The organism is Janthinobacterium sp. 1L-D-8-B-C4, from assembly GCF_057291295.1.
Genome location: NZ_JBXAVX010000020.1, coordinates 13,578 through 31,965, shown reverse-complemented (window position 1 = coordinate 31,965; position 18,388 = coordinate 13,578). Strand labels below are relative to the sequence as shown.

Genomic DNA, 18,388 nt, shown 5'->3' with positions numbered 1-18,388 from the left:
GTGCGAAAACCCAAAAGATGAAAATTTATTTCAACTATTTTCACGCCGCTTCCAGGCTTACCCAATAGCGCGTCAGGCTGCGCATGCGCAGCGGGAACGATTGCACCAGCAGCAGCAGCGCGCGGTCGGTGTCGGCCAGCGGAAACACGCCGGAGATGCGCAGCTGCGCCACTGCCGCATCGCACACCAGGCGGCCACGCCGATAGCGGGCCAGTTCGGCCACCACTTCGCCCAGGCTGCGGTCATTCACCAGCAGGTTGCCGGTATGCCACAGGCCGGCACTGTCGTCGGCCTGTTCTGGCGCCTCGATGGCGCTGGACGTCAAACGCGCCTGCTGTCCGGCGCGCACGATCACGGCCCTGGCAGGCAACTGCGCGGCGCGCAGTTCGACCGCGTCGTCCAGTACGGCCACTTGCGCGTGAGCGTCGAACTGGCGCACGGTAAAGCGCGTGCCCAGCGCGCGCGCTGATCCGTGCCTGGTCTCGACGATGAACGGGCGCGGGTCGGCCGGCGCGGCGGACCCTTGCCGATGGCGCGCCGTCTCGACCAGAATTTCACCGCTTAGCAGCCATACGCGCCGCTGCTGCGCATCGAAGCGCACATCGACCGCGCTGCCGGTATTGAGGATCAACAGCGAGCCATCGGGCAGCGCTACCCGCCGTTGGCGACCGATGGCGGTGCTGTAATCGGCCAGCAAGGGTTGCACCAGCCCATGCCGCTGTGCGCTCTGCCAGGACAGGTAGCCGAGGGTGCCGCTGCCTGCCAGCAGCAATACGCTGCGCAGCACCTGGCGGCGGCCCTGTCCGGCCGTGGCCAGCCGGGCGCGCAGCACCGGCGACGCGATGCCGGCCGGCGCCTGCTGCAAGGTGGCGCGCATTGCCTCGATGCGCTGCCAGGCGCGCTGGTGATCGGGGTGCGCCGCATGCCAGCGCAGCCAGGCCTGGCGCTCGGCCTCGCCGGCACTGCCCGAACACAGGCGCACATACCAGGCCACTGCTTCCTTGCGCACGGCCGCGTCGTCGCGCGGTGTTACTGTTGCCTGGTTCATGGCGCCAGCAGGTCGCAGTGTTCGACGCAGTGTTCGATGGCGGTGCACATGTAATTGCTGACCGTGCGTTTGGTCACGCCCAATTGCTGCGCGATCTGCTCGTAGGTCAGGCCGTCGAGCTGCGACAGCAAAAACGCCTGGCGTACGGCCGGCTTCAGGCCATCGAGCATGGTGTCGATGGCGACCAGCGCTTCGAGCACGATGGCGCGCGCCTCAAGCGACGGCGCATGCACTTCCGGCAGGGTGGCCAGGACGTCGAGATAAGCGCGCTCGATATCCTTGTGGCGGAAAAAGTCGGCCACCAGGCCGCGCGCGATCGCGCCCAGGTAGGCGCGCGGCGCCAGCAGCCGCGGCGTGTCGCGGCGCGCCAGCACGCGCAGGAAAGTGTCGTGCGCCAGGTCGGCGGCGTCAACGGCATTGCCCATCTTGCGGCGCAGCCAGCCTTGCAGCCAGCCGTGATGGTCGCTGTACAGGGCCGTGACGTCGGGCGGTGGAAAGGTGGGAGCGGAAGACACGGCGCATTAGATAATAATGGTTCTCATTTACAAATAATAGCATTGCCGTGTCATCGGCGCCACTGTTGCGCGGCCGCTTGACAAAACGGCTACATACTGGCTGCCGCATCGCACAAGGCGCGTGTACTTCGCTATAATTGCGCGGTTAAAACACTGTCAGCATCCACGAGGAAACCCCCATGAGCTTGAATAAAGTGCCTTCGGGCCGCGATTTGCCGAACGACTTCAATGTGATCATCGAAATCCCGATGAACGCCGATCCGATCAAATATGAAGTGGACAAGGAATCGGGCGCGATTTTCGTCGACCGTTTCATGGGCACCGCCATGCATTATCCGTGCAACTACGGCTATGTGCCGAACACCCTGTCGCCGGACGGTGACCCTGTCGACGTGCTGGTGATTACCCCGTTCCCGCTGTTCCCGGGCGTGGTCGTGCGCTGCCGTCCTATCGGCGTGCTGAAGATGACCGACGAGTCGGGCGAAGACGCGAAAGTGCTGGCCGTGCCGGTCGACAAGGTCCTGTCGATCTACAGCCACTGGCAGAAGCCGGAAGACCTGAACGAACTGCGCCTGCGCCAGATCCAGCATTTCTTCGAGCACTACAAAGACCTGGAAAAAGGCAAATGGGTCAAGATCGACGGCTGGTATGGCGCCGACGAAGCCCGCGCTGAAATCCTGAGCGGCGTTGCCGCCTACAAGGCAGAGGCGGAAAAAGCCGGTTCGTAATCAGCCGCGCTGAATGAAAAATGCCCCCGTGCCAACACTGGCACGGGGGCATTTTTTATTGGTGCCGCAAGATCAATGCGCGGCGATCACGCCCATCTGCAGCAGTGCCAGTACAAAGATACCCAGCACGATGCGGTAGGCCACGAACGGCCAGTAGCCGCGGCTGCTGACGATGCGCAAAAACACCACGATCACGCCATAGCCGACAAAGAAAGCAATGATCGTTGCCAGCAAGGTGGGGCCGGACGCGACCGGGCCTGCCAGCGCTGAATGCCAGCTTTTGTACAGCTGGTAAAAGCCCGACGCCAGCACGGCCGGAATCGCCAGCAAAAAGGAATAGCGGGCCGCCGCTTCGCGCGTGTAGCCCATCATCAGGCCGGCCGTAATGGTGCCGCCCGAGCGCGACACGCCCGGTATCAAAGCCATCGCTTGCGCAAAGCCGAAGATGATGCCGTCGCGCCAGCGCATGCGCGACAGCGGCAACTCGTGACGGCCATAACGGTCTGCCGCGCCCAGAATCAGGCCGAACACGATCAGCATGATGGCCGTCAGGTAGAGGTTGCGCAGATAGGTTTCGATGGCATGCTGGAAGGCCAGGCCCAGGATGGCGATCGGCAGCGAACCGATAATCACCAGCCAGCCCAGGCGCACGTCGGGATGGGCTTTTGCTTCAGCCGTCGCGCCGCTGCCGGGCAGGGCGCCGAACCAGGCCAGGGCGATGCGCAAGATATCCTTGCGGAAGTAAATCAGCACGGCCAGTTCGGTGCCGATCTGGGTAATGGCGGTAAAGGCAGCGCCGGGGTCGGCGCCTGACGGTAAAAACGGTCCGATAATGCGCAGATGGGCGCTCGAGGAAACGGGCAGGAATTCGGTCAGGCCCTGGATCAGGCCCAGCAGCGCGGCTTCCCACCAGCCGATCACGCCGCTCATGCGGAAACTCCACGGCGCGCGTTGCAGCGGCCGGTCAAATTAAATACTTGCAATTGCATTCACCAAAAAGAAAGTTGAGCGGAGCGGCCAACAAGGACCGGCAGGGCGGACAGTGCACGTCTGTTGCAGGCGTGACTTTTTCCAGCTTACCACAGCCGTATTACTTATAAAACAGGCAGTTTTATCCCCGGAACGGGCTATGTTCGTTCAGTTCGTCCAGATACGCGTCGATGCCGCCCCGTTCGCGTTCCAGGAAGCGCTGCACCGCGTCAGCAAAGGAAGGGTGGGCCAGCCAGTGCGCCGACCAGGTCTTCTGTGGCAGGAAGCCACGCGCCATCTTGTGTTCGCCTTGTGCGCCGCCCTCGAAGGTGGCGATGCCCTGCGAGATGCAGAACTCCAGCGGCTGGTAGTAGGCAGTCTCGAAATGCAAACAAGGCACGTGTTCCAGCGCGCCCCAGTAGCGGCCGTATAAGGTGTCGGCGGTATGGATCACCAGTGAGGCGGCAATCGCACGGCCTTCGCGCTCGGCCACCACCAGCAGGATATTGCCGGGCATGCTGGCGCCGATGCGTTCGAAAAATTCCAGGCTCAGGTAAGGAGAGGACCTGTGTTCGGCATAGGTATTGCTGTAGCAGCGGTGAAAGAATTGCCACAGCGCCGGCGTGATATCCGGACCGCGCACCTGGCGCATGGTGACGCCCGCTTCCCGCACCTTGCGCCGTTCGGCGCGGATATTCTTGCGTTTCTTGTGTTCCAGGGTGTCCAGGAATTGCTCGAAATCGGCATAGCCTGGGTTGATCCAGTGAAACTGCACGCCGCTGCGCAGCAGAAAGCCGGCCTCTTCAAGCTGGACGGCTTGCGCCTCTGGCGGAAACAAAATATGCGTGGACGAGACCTGGCTGGCCTCCTGCTGCGCCTGCAAAAACGCCAGCAGGGCCGCACGTGCTTCGCCATCGCGGGCCAGCAAGCGGCTGCCACTGACGGGCGTAAACGGAATGGCCGACAGCAGTTTAGGGTAGTATTCGAGACCATGTTGCTGGTAGGCGTCTGCCCAGGCCCAGTCGAACACATACTCGCCGTAGGAATGCAGTTTGACATACAGGGGCAGGGCGGCGGCCAGCGTCTCGCCTTGCCACAGCACCAGGAATTGCGGCTGCCAGCCAGAGTCGGCGCTTGCACAGCCCGATTCGTGCATTGCATGCAGGAAGGCATAGGACAGGAAAGGGTTGGCTTCGGCTTGCAGTGCCAGCAGATCGGACCATGCAGCTTCGCCAATTTCAGCCAGGGTAGAGACGATAGCCGTGCGATAATTCATTGTTGTGGTTTGCATTCATCACTCTCGGGTTGCCGGCATCGACCTGCCCACCCTCGGGGTTTGCCCCGTCTTTGTTAATAAAACGAAATATCCAATATCATGACAGTCAAAGTCGCAATTGCTCAAATGAATAGTACGGTCGGCGATCTGGCCGGCAACCGCGCCAAGATCGTTGACCTGGCCCGCCGCGCCCATGCATCGGGCGCCGATATCGTGTTGACGCCCGAACTGTCGCTGGTCGGCTATCCACCGGAAGACCTGTTGCTGCGCAATGCATTCTACGCAAAAACCCAACAAACGTTTGCGGCGCTGGCAAATGACCTGGCGCAGTTCCCTGATCTGCACGTGGTGGTGGGCTTGCCGCTGCAGGACGATGCCGGCCTGGTGCGCCATAACGCCGCCTCTGTGCTGGTCAACGGCCAGGTGCTGGGCACCTACCGCAAGCATGATTTGCCGAACACCACCGTATTCGATGAAAAGCGCTATTTTTCATCAGACGACCAGGCCTTCGTGTTTGCCGTCAAGGGCGTACGCTTCGGCATCAATATCTGCGAAGACACATGGTTTGCCCACGCCCCGCAGCGCGCCCGTGCGGCTGGCGCCCAGGTGCTGCTGGTGCCGAACGGCTCGCCCTATCATATGAACAAGCTGCATCTGCGCTATGACACCATGCGCCAGAACGTCTGCGCGCAAGGCCTGTCGCTGGTGTACGCCAACCTGGTCGGCGGCCAGGATGAGCTGATCTTCGACGGCGATTCGTTCGTGATGGACGCGGAAGGCACCATTTGCGCGCAACTGCGCCATTTCGAGGAAGACCTGCAGATCGTCGAGTTCGATGGCGCCAAGCCGGTGCCGCAGCCGCTGCCGGTGGCCCTGACGGTTGAAGCCCAGGTCTACCAAGCGCTGGTGCTGGGCGTGCGCGACTATATCGGCAAAAATGGCTTTCCGGGCGTGCTGATCGGCATGTCGGGCGGCGTCGATTCGGCGCTGACGCTGGCAATTGCCGTCGATGCATTGGGCGCCGACAAGGTGCGCGCGGTCATGATGCCATCGCAGTTTACCGCCGATATTTCGTGGATCGACTCGCGCGACATGGTAAAACGCCTCAATGTGCGCTACGATGAAATTCCGATCAAACAAACCTTCGACGCCTTCCGCGCCACCCTGGCTGAAGAATTTGCCGGCCTGGCCGAAGATGCAACGGAAGAGAACATCCAGGCGCGCATCCGCGGCACCTTGCTGATGGCGCTGTCGAACAAGCATGGCAGTATCGTGTTGACGACCGGTAACAAGAGCGAGATGGCGGTTGGCTATTGCACGCTGTACGGCGACATGGCCGGTGGCTTCGCGGTGATCAAGGATATCGCCAAGACCCTCGTCTATCGCCTGTGTGCGTACCGCAATAGCGTGTCCGACGTGATACCCGAGCGCATCCTGACGCGCGGGCCGTCGGCCGAATTGCGCGCCGACCAGCTGGACCAGGATTCGCTGCCGCCGTACGACATTCTCGACGGCATCATGCAGCTGTATATGGAAGAAAACCGGCCGATCGCCGAGATTATCGAAGCCGGTTATCCACCGGCCGACGTGGCCCGCATCACGCGCCTGATCAAGATCAATGAATACAAGCGGCGCCAGTCACCGGTGGGCATCCGCGTCACGCACCGTGGCTTTGGCCGCGACTGGCGCTACCCGATCACGTCCAGATTCATCGAATAAGCCGCCATCTGAACAAGCCATTAATTTTTAAGGAGTAGCCATGAAACAGATTACCGCCATCATCAAACCATTCAAGCTCGACGAAGTACGCGAAGCCCTGGCCGATGTGAACGTGACGGGTTTGACCGTCACGGAAGTAAAGGGTTTCGGCCGCCAGAAGGGGCATACCGAGCTCTACCGTGGTGCCGAGTACGTGGTCGACTTCCTGCCGAAGGTCAAGGTTGAAGTGGTGGTCGACGACGGCGTGACCGAGCAGGTGGTGGACGCCATCATCAAGGCTGCGCGCACCGGCAAGATCGGGGACGGCAAGATTTTCGTGCGCAATATCGAGCAGGTGATCCGTATCCGCACCGGTGAAACCGGCCCAGAAGCGGTCTGATCAATATCGTAGGTCGGTAGGTCGGATTAGGCCCGCAGGGCCGTAATCCGACACCATTGTTGACCAGGTTAGCAAAGGCAACTCACCGCCCCAGGCGCATATCGAATTTCCAGCTGATCAGGCGCATGATGGTAATGCCGCTGGCGCTGGTCCACAGCGCAAAGTCGTGCTCGACGCCGAAGTGCTTTTGCAGCAGATAGGCCCAGCAGCCGATAAAGGCGCAGATCGCGTAGGGTTTGCCATCACGAAACACCATCGGCACTTCGTTGCACACGATATCGCGCATCACGCCGCCGAAAATTCCCGTAATGACCCCCATCATCGACGCGATGAATAGCGGCATGCCCGCGCGCATTGCTTCGGCCACGCCGGCAATCGCAAACATGCCCAGGCCAATCGCGTCGGCCACCACGATCAGGCGTTCGGAGACGATTTGCCGCAGATGCTGGATCAGCGGCGCAGCTGTCAGCGCCAGCACGAAGATCAAAATCGCGTATTCCTGGTGCGAGACCCAGAACAAGGGCCGCTTGTCGAGCAGGATATCGCGCAAGGTGCCGCCGCCAAAAGCCGTGATGAAGGCCACCACGAAGACGCCGACCAGGTCCATGCGCTTCCTGCGCGCTTCGATAAAGCCGGAAAAGGCGCCCACCAGGATGGCGATCACTTCGATCAGTTTGATCAGCGAGCCGGGCGGCAATTGGGGTGGCATCATGGGGTAGTGGCGGCCGAGCGTGCACGGCAAAAAATAATAGCCACAGGTTAACATGACACGGCCCCGCATGGTGACAAACGGGGCCGTGTTTTAAAGCAACTTGCGAGTGAAAGCGGGAAGGGCTAGCGCACCGCCTGCAGGGCCGACGCCAGCAGCACCGTCAGTGCGCCATCGCCGCCTTCGGAGCGGCGCGACTGGCAAAAGGCGATCACTTCCGGCTTTTGCACCAGCCAGCTGTGCACCATCGATTTGAGTACAGGTTCCTGTCCTTTCGAACCGAAACCCTTGCCGTGGATCACGCGCACGCAACGCAGCTTGCGCCTTGTCGCATGGGCAAGAAAGGCGCCGATGCCGTCGCGCGCCTCGTCGCGGCGCAGGCCGTGCAAGTCCAGCTCATCCTGGATCGGCCAATGGCCCTTGCGCATCTTTTTCACCACATCCGGACCCACGCCCGGCGCCGCATAATTGAGGGCCGGATCGTTTTCCAGGTAATGATCGACTTCGAACAGGTCCGACAGCGACTCACGCAGCACGGCCGCGTCGTCCTCTTCGCGCGACAGCTTGCGCGCCGGCTGGGCCGAGGTCATGGCCGGCGTCTTCGGCAGCGCCGGCACGTAGCGGTCCGATTCGGGCAGGCGCTTGACGCCGCCGATGCTGGCCTTGAACAGATTGCCTTCCACCGCCTGCACCTGGGCCTTTTTGGCGCGCTCGGCCTGCTCGATCGCGCGCGCCTCTGCCTGTTCGCGCAGTTGCTTGCTGACCGCTTTCAGGTCGGCAAAGTCTTTCATCGACGCCACGACAATTACTCCTGGCCTTCCAGGTAGCGCTGGGCGTCCAGTGCTGCCATGCAACCGGTGCCGGCGCTGGTAATCGCCTGGCGGTAGATATGGTCCTGCACGTCGCCGGCGGCAAACACCCCCGGCGCGCTGGTAGCCGTTGCCATGCCTTCCAGGCCGGTCTTGGTCTTGATATAGCCGTTGTGCATGTCCAGCTGGCCTTCGAAAATGCCGGTGTTCGGCTTGTGGCCGATCGCGATGAACACGCCGTGCACGCTCAGCGCTTCGACCTTGCCGTCGATGGTCGATTTGATGTTCAGGCCGGTCACGCCGCCTTCATTGCCGGTCACTTCGTCCAGGGTGTGGTTGTATTTCAGCACGATCTTGCCTTCGGCAACCTTGGCGTTCAGGCGGTCGATCAGGATCGCTTCGGCGCGGAACTTGTCGCGGCGGTGGATCAGCGTGACTTTGTCGGCAATGTTCGACAGGTACAGCGCTTCTTCGACGGCCGTATTGCCGCCGCCAACCACTGCCACTTCCTGGTTGCGGTAGAAGAAACCGTCGCAGGTGGCGCAGGCCGACACGCCTTTGCCCATGAAGGCCGATTCCGACGGCAGGCCCAGGTATTGGGCGGAAGCGCCGGTGGCGATGATCAGGGTGTCGCAGGTGTACTCGTGGCTGTCGCCCTTCAGGCGGATCGGCTTTTCGTTCAGGAACGTGGTGTGGATATGGTCAAACACGATTTCCGTATTGAAGCGCTCGGCGTGCTGCAGCAGGCGCTGCATCAGGTCCGGGCCTTGCACGCCCATCGGATCGCCTGGCCAGTTTTCCACGTCGGTGGTGGTCATCAGCTGGCCGCCCTGTTCCACGCCGGTCACCAGCATCGGCTTGAGGTTGGCGCGCGCGGCATAGACGGCGGCGCTGTAGCCGGCAGGGCCGGAGCCAAGGATCAGAACGCGGGCGTGTTTGGTAGTGGTCATGATGGGGCTTCTCTTTGTATGGGTCTAACAGAATTGGGGGCAATCACGTCAAGCACAAGGGAGTGTTGTGCCCGCGCAAGCTATGCCCGGATTATAGACCAAGCCGTCCACACAGACGAATCGTGAGGTGGTCTCTGACACATATGGCTTAGAATACGGTTTATGATGGGATATTCCCTTACAGAAACATTTATCACCGTGCAGCGCATCCCAGAATGACTAAACCAGCCCAGGCCAACCAGAGTAGTTACACCCGCAAGCCGGTCGAACGCAGGCCCCTGCCCAACCGTCTGGTACGGCTGTTGTCCGAGGCGCGCTGGTTTGCGTTCGCCGCCTTCGCCCTGTATTTCGTGCTGATACTGGCCAGCTTCAACAAGCTCGATCCGGGCTGGTCGCACGCCACCTCGGTCGACAAGGTTGCCAATTTGGGCGGCAAGCTGGGTGCGACCCTGTCCGACCTGCTGTTATATATCTTCGGCTTTTCCGCCTGGTGGTGCTGCGTGTGGCTGCTGCGCACCGTATGGAACGGCTATCGCCGCTTGAGCCGCCGCTTCCTGCTGGAACAGGAAGACGAGGCCGAACGCGAACACCATATCGAGATGCTGATACGCATCATCGGCTTTTCCATCATGCTGATCGGCAGCATGGGCCTGGAATACCTGCGCATGGCGAAAAGCCTGCATGTGCAATTGCCGCGTGAACCCGGTGGCGTGCTGGGCCAATTGGTCGGCCATTCCAGCCATGTCGCCTTTGGGTTTACCGGCGCGACCCTGCTGTTGCTGCTGCTGTTCGCGCTCGGTTTTTCGCTGTTTTTCCACGTTTCCTGGCTGCAGGTAGCTGAGCGACTCGGCGCCGCCATCGAAGACAGTTTCAACTGGTTCGTACTGCGCTACCGCGACCGCGAAGACCGCCGCCAGGGCGAAGTGGCCGCCGTGCGCCGCGATGAGGTGGTGGTGATCGAACGGGCCAAGCATGTGGAAAAGCACGTCGCCGCGCCGCCGGTGAAGATCGAGCCGCAGGTGGTGGCCGTGGTGAAATCGGAACGGGTGGAAAAAGAGCGCCAGGCGTATCTGTTCGAAGGCCTGGGCGACGGCAAGCTGCCGCCCTTGTCCTTGCTCGACGAAGCGCCGGCCGTGGTGGAAACCGTGTCGGTGGAAACCCTGGAATTTACCAGCCGCCTGATCGAAAAGAAATTGTCCGACTTTGGCGTCGATGCCAAGGTAGTGGCCGCTTACCCCGGTCCGGTGGTCACTCGCTACGAGATCGAGCCGGCCACGGGTGTCAAGGGCAGCCAGATCGTCGGCCTGGCGCGCGACCTGGCCCGCTCGCTGTCGCTGACCTCGATCCGGGTGGTGGAAACGATTCCCGGCAAAAACTACATGGCGCTGGAACTGCCCAACAGCAAGCGCCAGATCGTGCGCCTGACGGAAATCCTCGGCTCGAAGGTCTATAACGATGGCGTATCGAGCCTGACGATTGCGCTGGGCAAGGATATTGCCGGCAAACCGGTGGTGGCCGATCTGGCCAAGATGCCGCACTTGCTGGTGGCCGGTACCACCGGTTCCGGTAAATCGGTGGGCATCAACGCCACCATTCTGTCCTTGCTGTACAAATCCGATCCGCAGGACGTGCGATTGATTTTGATCGATCCGAAGATGCTGGAAATGTCGGTCTACGAAGGCATACCGCACTTGCTGGCGCCAGTCGTCACCGACATGCGCCAGGCCGGCCATGCGCTCAACTGGGCCGTCAACGAGATGGAGCGCCGCTACAAGCTGATGAGCAAGATGGGCGTACGTAACCTGGCCGGCTACAACACCAAGATTGCCGACGCGGCCAAGCGCGAAGAACATATCCCGAATCCGTTCAGCCTGACGCCGGATTCGCCGGAACCACTGGAAAAACTGCCGACGATCGTCATCATCATCGACGAGCTGGCCGACCTGATGATGGTGGTGGGCAAAAAAGTCGAGGAACTGATTGCGCGTATCGCGCAAAAGGCGCGCGCGGCCGGCCTGCACTTGATTCTGGCCACACAGCGCCCATCTGTAGACGTGATCACGGGCCTGATCAAGGCGAATATCCCGACCCGTATCGCGTTCCAGGTGTCGTCAAAAATCGACTCGCGCACGATTCTCGACCAGATGGGTGCGGAAACCTTGCTCGGCATGGGCGACATGCTGTACATGCCACCCGGCACTGGTTTGCCGATGCGCGTGCACGGTGCGTTTGTCTCGGATGATGAGGTGCACCGCGTGGTCAGCCATCTGAAGCTGCAGGGCGAGCCGAACTATATCGAGGGCATCCTCGAAGGCGGCACGCTGGAAGGCGAAGGTGGCGAGGCCGGCGGCGCGCCGGGCGAGGGCGGCGGCGAGGCCGATGCCCTGTACGACCAGGCGGTGCAAGTCGTATTGAAAAATCGCCGCGCCTCGATTTCGCTGGTGCAGCGCCATTTGCGCATCGGCTACAATCGCGCGGCCCGCCTGCTCGAACAGATGGAGCAAAGCGGTGTCGTCTCAACCATGCAGTCCAATGGCAACCGGGAAATCCTGGTGCCGGCGGCAAGTGCCGAACCAGGATAAGAAGAATGACAAAACACACTTTTGCAGCAAAATGTATTATCGGCGCCACCAGCCTCGCCTGCAGCCTGCTGTTCGCGGCCAGTGCCTCGGCCAGCGCGCTGGAGCAATTCAAGAGCTTTGCCGCCGGCACCAAGTCGGCCAAGGGCGAGTTCGTGCAGAGGCAAGTCAAGAAAGCCGAGGCCGGCGGCAAGGCGAAAGTCTCTACGCCAGCCAGCGGCACCTTTGAATTCGCCCGCCCCGGCAAGTTCATCTGGACCTATCTGAAACCGTACGAGCAATTGCTGCAAGCCGACGGCGAGCAGCTGTATATCTACGACAAGGACCTGAGCCAGGTGACCATCAAGAAACTGGGCGACGCGCTGGGCTCGTCGCCGGCCGCCATCCTGTTCGGCAGCAATGACCTGGAAAAGAATTTCACGCTGGCCGAAGCGGGCACGCGCGACGGCCTGGAATGGCTGAAGGCGACGCCGAAAGCCAAGGACACGACGTTTGACGAAATCAATATCGGCCTGCGCAACGGCGTGCCCGAAGCGATGGAACTGCGCGACTCATTTGGCCAGACCTCGATCCTGTCGTTCAAGAATTTCCAGAAAAACCCAAGCTTGGCCGCCAATCACTTCAAATTTGTGATGCCCAAGGGTGCGGACGTTATCAATAACTGACGTTACTCGCGCTTCCTTGTTGATCGTGACCGGCCTCGCAGCGATGCGGGGCTTTTGCATTCTTACCGGTAAATAAATATGGCGGACCTTTTCTCTACCGAACCACGCCAGCCGCTGGCCGAGGCGCTGCGCCCGAAAATCCTGACCGAAGTCATCGGCCAGACCCATTTGCTGGGCGTGGGCAAACCGCTGCGCCTGGCCTTCGAGGCGGGCAAGGCCCATTCGATGATCTTGTGGGGGCCGCCCGGCGTGGGCAAGACCACCCTGGCGCGGCTGATGGCGAATGCTTTCGACAGCGAGTTCATCGCGCTGTCGGCCGTGTTTGCCGGCGTAAAAGATATCCGCGCGGCCATGGAGCAGGCGCGCAATAGCCTGGACCAGTTCGGCAAGCACACCTTGCTGTTTGTCGACGAGATCCATCGCTTCAACAAGTCGCAGCAGGACGCCTTGCTGCCGTTTGTCGAGTCCGGCCTGGTGACGTTTATTGGCGCCACCACGGAAAACCCCAGCTTCGAAGTAAATTCGGCGCTGCTGTCGCGCGCGCAAGTGTATGTGCTGAAGTCGCTGACGGAAGAGGAACTGAAGCAATTGCTGGCCAAGGCGCAAGCCACCGTCCTGTCTCACCTGGCGTTCGAGGACGCCGCCGTCGATACCCTGATCGGCTATGCCGACGGTGATGCGCGCCGCTTTCTCAATTTGCTGGAACAGGCCGACACGGCCGCCAGTTCGACCGGCACCACGAAAATCGATGCGGCGTTTGTCGACAATGCGCTGACACTGAACTCGCGCCGCTTCGACAAGGGCGGCGACAATTTCTATGACCAGATATCGGCGCTGCACAAGTCCGTGCGCGGCTCCAACCCGGATGCTGCCCTGTACTGGTTCTGCCGCATGATCGACGGCGGCGCCGATCCGCGCTACCTGTCGCGCCGCATCGTGCGCATGGCCTGGGAAGATATCGGCCTGGCCGACCCGCGCGCGCTGACCATGGTCAACGACGCGGCCGAAACCTATGAGCGCCTGGGTTCGCCCGAAGGCGAGCTGGCGCTGGGCCAGGCCGTGATTTACCTGGCGATCGCCGCGAAAAGCAATGCCGGTTACAACGCCTTCAACCAGGCCATGGCCTTCGTAAAAAAGGACAAGTCCAAGGAAGTACCGGTGCACCTGCGCAATGCGCCGACGAAATTGATGAAGGAGTTGGGCTACGGCCATGCTTATCGTTATGCACACGATGAGCCCGATGCGTATGCTGCCGGCGAAACCTATTTTCCGGATGGCATGGCCGAACCGGGCTGGTACAAACCCGTGCCGCGCGGGATGGAAAGCAAGATTGCCGACAAGCTGGCCTGGCTGCGCGAACTGGACCGCAAAGCCGGCAAAGGCTGACCTTACAAGCCCAGCAGCTTGAAACCATCGTCCTGCGGCGCGTAGCCCACCAGCTGGCGCGTGGCGTCGATCGCCAGCCGTTTATAACGGTTGTCCGATACCCCATGCACCATATGGTAGCCGGGCGGCACATTGGCGGTGATGCAGCAGGCCAGCAATTGCACCACGTCGCGCTCGCTGATAAAGGCGGCGATATCGCGCGCGCTGTGCTGCTGGCCAGGTTCAAAGCGGGCCACGTTGGCAATGCGCACGGCGATCGCCGTCATGCCATGTTGATGCGCGAACGCCGACGCCACGCCTTCGCCGAACGCCTTGCTGGCGCCATACATATTGGCGGGGCGCGCCGGCATGTTTTCATGGATTTGCACATCGAGCGGATAGCCTTCCACCGCTTGCGCGCTGCTGGCCAGCACCACCCGCTGGACGCCTTGCGCCTGCGCCGCGCGGAAGATGTTGTGCGTGCCGACGATATTGGGCCGCAGCAATTGCGTGTCGAAGTCGGCGCTCGCATGCGGCACGCCGGCCAGGTGCAGCACCACGTCAATGCCGGCGCAGGCGGCCAGGCAGGCTTCATAGTCGCTGACATCGAGCTGGACCACGGGGCAGGGCGCTTGCGCCAGCCTGGCTGTGTGCAGGTCGGCCAGGCGCAGCGAGAATTCGCCGTGCCGGCTGTTGCAGAAAACGGTGCCGATCATGCCGGCCGCGCCCGTGACCAGCACGCGGGGTAAAGATAAAGTCATGTCGTCCTTGTGTTCAATGATAGTGATATGGGTAACGTCCACCAGGCACGTTGTGGCGCCGCCGCATGGACACGGATGCGCCCGCTACCCACCGCTTCCACCAGCACCAGGCCATCGTTCGGTATGGTGTAGCGCTGGCCCGGCTGCAGCACGGTGTCGTGGAATTCGGCATAGGCCGTGATCCAGGCCCGGCCTTCCATGCATTCGATGACGCCGGCGCTGGCGTGTTCCAGCCGCAACGGTGCATCGCGCTGTAAATCGTGTTCGGTAGGCATGGCGTGCTCCTGGTATGCAGACAGGAACAGCTTAAGCGCGTTGCAGCCACCGGAACAGATGCAGTAAATCGAAATTGCCATGCATACAGTGCGCTTGCCGCTACACTGTGCTTGTCAAAAAATGCGGCAACTGTATCTGTGCCAGCCTGGCTTTGCCGCAGCATACTGGCGCGAGGAAACATGCAAGGAGACCCATGCACACCAATCTGTACGAGCACCTGGCCAATGAACTCGGTGCGCTGATCGACACGCGCGTGTTTGCGCCCGGCGAGCGGCTGCCGTCGATCCGCCACCTGGCGCAGCAAAAGCGGCTGTCCGTCAGCACCGTGATGCAGGCGCTGCGCCTGATGGAAGACCGCGGCCAGGTCGATGCGCGGCCGCAGTCCGGCTATTTCGTGCGCCACCGCGCGCCGCGCCGGCCGTGCAGCGCGCAGGCGCAGCACCTGAAGGAGCCAGCCTTTGTCGGTATCAACAATCTGCTGATGCGCGTGCTGAAGGACAATGAAACAGCCAATATCGTGCAACTGGGCACGGCCTGGCCGCCCGATGAAATCCTGCCCATCAAGCGCATGCAGCGCACCATCAGCGCGGTGGCGCGGCGCGAACCGGCCTTGCTCAGCAAGGTCAGCTGCTACGACGTCAGCGAAAGTAACTTCCTGCGCCAGGTCACGCGCCGCGCGCTGGACTGGGGCAAGCTGGACCCCGCCGAAATCGTCGTCACCAATTCCTGCACCGAGGCCATCAGCCTGTGCCTGCGCGCGGTGGCGAAACCGGGCGACACCATCGCCATCGAGTCGGCCACCTATTTCGTGCTGCTGCAGATGATCGAAAGCCTGGGCATGAAGGCGCTGGAAATTCCCACCGATCCGAAGACGGGGCCGTCGCTCGACGCGCTGGAACTGGCCCTGCGCGCGGGCCTGGTGCAAGCGTGCCTGTTCGTGCCGAACGCGAATAACCCGCTGGGCTGCGTGATGCCGGACGCAAACAAGCAGCGCCTGGCGGGGCTGCTGTCGGAGTTCAATATTCCGCTGGTGGAAGACGACGTATATGGCGACCTGTGCTTTGCCCAGCAGCGTCCCTGGCCCGTGAAAGCCTGGGACACCAGCGGCAACGTATTGCTGTGCTCATCGTTTTCCAAGGCTGTCACGCCCGCCTCGCGCGTCGGCTATGTGCTGGCCGGCCGCTTTGCGCAAGAAGTGGCGTTGTTGAAAACCGTCTCCAGCGGCGCCACCAGCCATTTCTTCCAGGCCGTGCTGGCGGACTTTTTGGAAGGCAGCGGCTACGACCAGCAATTGCGCAAGATGCGGCGCACCCTGGTGCAGCGCATCGCCCGCATGTCCGATGCGGTGGCGGCCAGCTTTCCGCTGGAATGCCGGCTGTCCGAGCCGCAGGGCGGTTTCGTGCTGTGGGTGGAAATGCCGGCGCAGATCGATGCGCTGGCGCTGCACGGCACCGCCATCGCGCAGGGCGTGGCGACTATGCCGGGCCAGCTGTTTTCGGCCTCGGGCAAGTTCGGCAATTATTTGCGCCTCAATTGCGGCAATGCCTGGACGCCGCGCATCGAGCAGGCGATTGCGCGCCTTGGCGGCCTGGTCAAGGACGCGCTGTAGCGTCTGTCGCCGCTTTAATCCTTGTTTTTTACCGTTCGCGCCGCGTTTTTCGCCGCTGGTCGCAATCCGGTGGTGTTTGACGTGCCTGCTGGCTAAAGTACCACCATACCAGCAGCACTCAACGAATCAAACACTACCAGGAGCCACATCATGAACGCACTGAAAAACATGGAAATCGCCTTTCTCGCCGCCGCCGTCCTGGCCATCGGTTCCAGCTTCGCCACCGCCGACAGCCGCGCCGTTGCCGTCAGCGCCGACTCGACCCTGGTCGCCCGCGTAGCCGACACCTCGATGCCGGTGGTAACCGTCAGCGCCCGCCGCCTCACCGCCGCCGAGAAGGCCGCCTTCATCTGATGCCGGCGGCCGCAAGCCGGCCACTGCAAAACTCGGAATGAAACGAACGGGTCTTGGTACAATGTGTGCTTCCATACCTCAGCACCGCCACGCACCCCATGATAGATATCCAATTACTCCGTAAAGACATCGCCACCGTTGCCGCCCGCCTGGCGACGCGCAAGTTCCAGCTCGACGTGGCAGGTTTTACCGCCCTCGAAGCCGAGCGCAAGGCGATCCAGACGCGCACCGAAGAATTGCAGGGCAAGCGCAATGCGCTGTCCAAGCAGATCGGCATGTTGAAAGGCAAGGGCGAAGACACTTCGGCCGTGATGGCGCAAGTGGCCGGCCTGGGCGACGAACTGAAAGCCGATGAAACGGCGCTGGCGCTGGTGCAAGCCAAACTGAGCGACTTCATCATGGCCGTGCCGAACCTGCCGCACGAATCGGCGCCGGTCGGCGAAGACGAAGCGGGCAACGTGGAAGTGCGCAAGGTCGGCACGCCACGCAGTTTTGATTTCGAAGTGAAAGACCATGTCGATGTCGGCGCCGCGCTGGGTCTCGACTTCGAAGTGGCGACCAAGCTGACCGGTTCGCGCTTCTCGGTCATGAAAGGCGGCATCGCCCGTTTGCACCGCGCGCTGGCGCAGTTCATGCTCAACACCCACGTTGACGAGCACGGCTACACCGAATGCTATACGCCGTACATGGTCAACGCCGATTCCCTGCGCGGCACGGGCCAGCTGCCGAAATTCGAAGCCGACCTGTTCTCGGTAAAAAAAGGCGGCGTGGAAGGCGAGGGCGAGACCTTCTACCTGATCCCGACCTCGGAAGTGACGCTGACCAATATCGCCCGCGATGAAATCCTGCCGCTCGACCAATTGCCATTGAAAATGACGGCGCACACGCCATGCTTCCGTTCGGAAGCAGGCAGCTACGGCCGCGACACGCGCGGCATGATCCGCCAGCACCAGTTCGACAAGGTGGAAATGGTGCAGGTGGTGCACCCGGATACGTCGTATGCCGTGCTCGACGAAATGGTAGGCCACGCCGAAACGATTTTGCAGCGCCTGGGCCTGCCGTACCGCGTGATGTCGCTGTGCACCGGCGACATGGGCTTCACGGCCGCCAAGACGTTCGACCTGGAAGTGTGGCTGCCAGCACAAAACACCTACCGCGAAATCTCGTCCCTGTCGAACACGGAAGCATTCCAGGCGCGCCGCATGCAAGCGCGTTTCCGCAACGCCGCCGGCAAGCCGGAACTGGCCCACACCCTGAACGGCTCCGGCCTGGCAGTCGGCCGCACTTTGGTGGCGGTACTGGAAAACTACCAGCAAGCCGACGGCAGCGTGGAAATCCCGGAAGTGCTGCGTCCGTACATGGGCGGCCTGAGCCATCTGAAAGCATAAAAAAGTCCTTTTCTTTTTTCTGCCGGCTGCTATAATCTTGCCTTCTCGCAGCAATGCAAGAAAAGACCGCAAGCAAAGCGCAGTACCTGGAGAGGTGGCAGAGTGGTCGAATGTACTTGACTCGAAATCAAGCGTACGTTAAATCGTACCGTGGGTTCGAATCCCACCCTCTCCGCCAGAACAAATAAAAGAAGCTCCCGCAAGGGAGCTTTTTTTATTTGTGAGGCGGAGAGGAGCATGCCCCCTGCGGGGCATGCGCGTGGGATTCGAAGACGAGCGCGTACTTCGC

18 protein-coding genes and 1 tRNA gene are annotated in these 18,388 nt (G+C 61.6%); 10 read left to right on the top strand and 9 right to left on the bottom strand.

Annotation, left to right across the window (positions count from 1 at the left end; all coding sequences use genetic code 11):
* Window positions 1-40: 40 nt before the first annotated feature.
* The gene (locus tag AC0Z42_RS26620) at window positions 41-1,048 is read right to left on the bottom strand and encodes a FecR domain-containing protein (RefSeq protein ID WP_485471080.1); all 1,008 of its coding nucleotides are present in this window, start codon (window positions 1,046-1,048) and stop codon (window positions 41-43) included.
* The gene (locus tag AC0Z42_RS26615; RefSeq protein WP_485471079.1) at window positions 1,045-1,563 is read right to left on the bottom strand and encodes a sigma-70 family RNA polymerase sigma factor; all 519 of its coding nucleotides are present in this window, start codon (window positions 1,561-1,563) and stop codon (window positions 1,045-1,047) included. Before AC0Z42_RS26615 ends, AC0Z42_RS26620 begins: the two co-directional genes overlap by 4 nt.
* A gap of 179 nt (window positions 1,564-1,742) precedes the next feature.
* Here AC0Z42_RS26615 and ppa point away from each other — a divergent pair, with 179 nt between their 5' ends.
* The gene (gene ppa, locus AC0Z42_RS26610; protein WP_485471078.1) at window positions 1,743-2,291 is read left to right on the top strand and encodes an inorganic diphosphatase; all 549 of its coding nucleotides are present in this window, start codon (window positions 1,743-1,745) and stop codon (window positions 2,289-2,291) included.
* 72 nt (window positions 2,292-2,363) lie between these two features.
* Here the strand turns inward: ppa and AC0Z42_RS26605 are convergent, their stop codons facing one another.
* Both AC0Z42_RS26605 and AC0Z42_RS26600 read right to left on the bottom strand, forming a co-directional pair.
* Window positions 2,364-3,221, bottom strand: coding sequence for an undecaprenyl-diphosphate phosphatase (locus tag AC0Z42_RS26605; RefSeq protein WP_485471077.1), 858 nt, complete (start codon window positions 3,219-3,221; stop codon window positions 2,364-2,366).
* 181 nt (window positions 3,222-3,402) lie between these two features.
* Window positions 3,403-4,536 (bottom strand): GNAT family N-acetyltransferase, encoded by a 1,134-nt coding sequence (locus AC0Z42_RS26600; RefSeq protein ID WP_485471162.1) that lies wholly within the window; start codon window positions 4,534-4,536, stop codon window positions 3,403-3,405.
* 99 nt (window positions 4,537-4,635) lie between these two features.
* On the opposite strand from AC0Z42_RS26600, the gene AC0Z42_RS26595 reads away from it, so the two are divergent.
* Window positions 4,636-6,255, top strand: a complete 1,620-nt coding sequence (locus tag AC0Z42_RS26595) for an NAD+ synthase (protein WP_485471076.1) — start codon at window positions 4,636-4,638, stop codon at window positions 6,253-6,255.
* A 40-nt stretch (window positions 6,256-6,295) separates the two neighbouring features.
* Entirely contained in the window at window positions 6,296-6,634 is a 339-nt protein-coding gene (locus AC0Z42_RS26590; protein ID WP_485471075.1) for a P-II family nitrogen regulator, read from the top strand.
* Between the two features lie 82 nt (window positions 6,635-6,716).
* Here AC0Z42_RS26590 and AC0Z42_RS26585 read toward each other — a convergent pair whose 3' ends face one another.
* The 3 genes from AC0Z42_RS26585 to trxB form a co-directional block, all read right to left on the bottom strand.
* Entirely contained in the window at window positions 6,717-7,346 is a 630-nt protein-coding gene (locus AC0Z42_RS26585) for a trimeric intracellular cation channel family protein (RefSeq protein WP_065307164.1), read from the bottom strand.
* A gap of 122 nt (window positions 7,347-7,468) precedes the next feature.
* Entirely contained in the window at window positions 7,469-8,143 is a 675-nt protein-coding gene (locus tag AC0Z42_RS26580; RefSeq protein WP_485471074.1) for a Smr/MutS family protein, read from the bottom strand.
* 5 nt (window positions 8,144-8,148) lie between these two features.
* Complete coding sequence (gene trxB / locus AC0Z42_RS26575) at window positions 8,149-9,102, bottom strand: thioredoxin-disulfide reductase (protein WP_485471073.1); 954 nt, start codon at window positions 9,100-9,102, stop codon at window positions 8,149-8,151.
* A 215-nt stretch (window positions 9,103-9,317) separates the two neighbouring features.
* On the opposite strand from trxB, the gene AC0Z42_RS26570 reads away from it, so the two are divergent.
* From AC0Z42_RS26570 to AC0Z42_RS26560, 3 genes are all read left to right on the top strand, one after another.
* Complete coding sequence (locus tag AC0Z42_RS26570) at window positions 9,318-11,684, top strand: DNA translocase FtsK (protein ID WP_485471072.1); 2,367 nt, start codon at window positions 9,318-9,320, stop codon at window positions 11,682-11,684.
* Window positions 11,685-11,689: 5 nt separating this feature from the next.
* Window positions 11,690-12,346, top strand: a complete 657-nt coding sequence (lolA, locus tag AC0Z42_RS26565) for an outer membrane lipoprotein chaperone LolA (protein ID WP_485471071.1) — start codon at window positions 11,690-11,692, stop codon at window positions 12,344-12,346.
* A 78-nt stretch (window positions 12,347-12,424) separates the two neighbouring features.
* Window positions 12,425-13,732: a replication-associated recombination protein A gene (locus tag AC0Z42_RS26560; RefSeq protein ID WP_485471070.1), complete on the top strand. Its 1,308-nt coding sequence runs from the start codon at window positions 12,425-12,427 to the stop codon at window positions 13,730-13,732.
* Window positions 13,733-13,734: 2 nt separating this feature from the next.
* On the opposite strand, the gene AC0Z42_RS26555 is transcribed toward AC0Z42_RS26560, so the two are convergent.
* Both AC0Z42_RS26555 and AC0Z42_RS26550 read right to left on the bottom strand, forming a co-directional pair.
* The gene (locus tag AC0Z42_RS26555; RefSeq protein ID WP_485471069.1) at window positions 13,735-14,472 is read right to left on the bottom strand and encodes an NAD-dependent epimerase/dehydratase family protein; all 738 of its coding nucleotides are present in this window, start codon (window positions 14,470-14,472) and stop codon (window positions 13,735-13,737) included.
* Window positions 14,469-14,747, bottom strand: a complete 279-nt coding sequence (locus AC0Z42_RS26550; RefSeq protein ID WP_485471068.1) for a DUF2917 domain-containing protein — start codon at window positions 14,745-14,747, stop codon at window positions 14,469-14,471. Before AC0Z42_RS26550 ends, AC0Z42_RS26555 begins: the two co-directional genes overlap by 4 nt.
* Window positions 14,748-14,941: 194 nt before the next feature.
* On the opposite strand from AC0Z42_RS26550, the gene AC0Z42_RS26545 reads away from it, so the two are divergent.
* The 4 genes from AC0Z42_RS26545 (at window position 14,942) to AC0Z42_RS26530 (ending at window position 18,277) form a co-directional block, all read left to right on the top strand.
* Complete coding sequence (locus tag AC0Z42_RS26545) at window positions 14,942-16,357, top strand: aminotransferase-like domain-containing protein (RefSeq protein ID WP_485471067.1); 1,416 nt, start codon at window positions 14,942-14,944, stop codon at window positions 16,355-16,357.
* A 150-nt stretch (window positions 16,358-16,507) separates the two neighbouring features.
* A complete protein-coding gene (locus tag AC0Z42_RS26540; RefSeq protein ID WP_485471066.1) occupies window positions 16,508-16,711 on the top strand; it encodes a hypothetical protein in 204 nt (67 codons plus the stop codon).
* Between the two features lie 98 nt (window positions 16,712-16,809).
* Entirely contained in the window at window positions 16,810-18,099 is a 1,290-nt protein-coding gene (gene serS / locus AC0Z42_RS26535) for a serine--tRNA ligase (RefSeq protein WP_485471065.1), read from the top strand.
* Window positions 18,100-18,187: 88 nt separating this feature from the next.
* Window positions 18,188-18,277, top strand: a tRNA-Ser gene (locus AC0Z42_RS26530).
* Window positions 18,278-18,388: the final 111 nt, after the last annotated feature.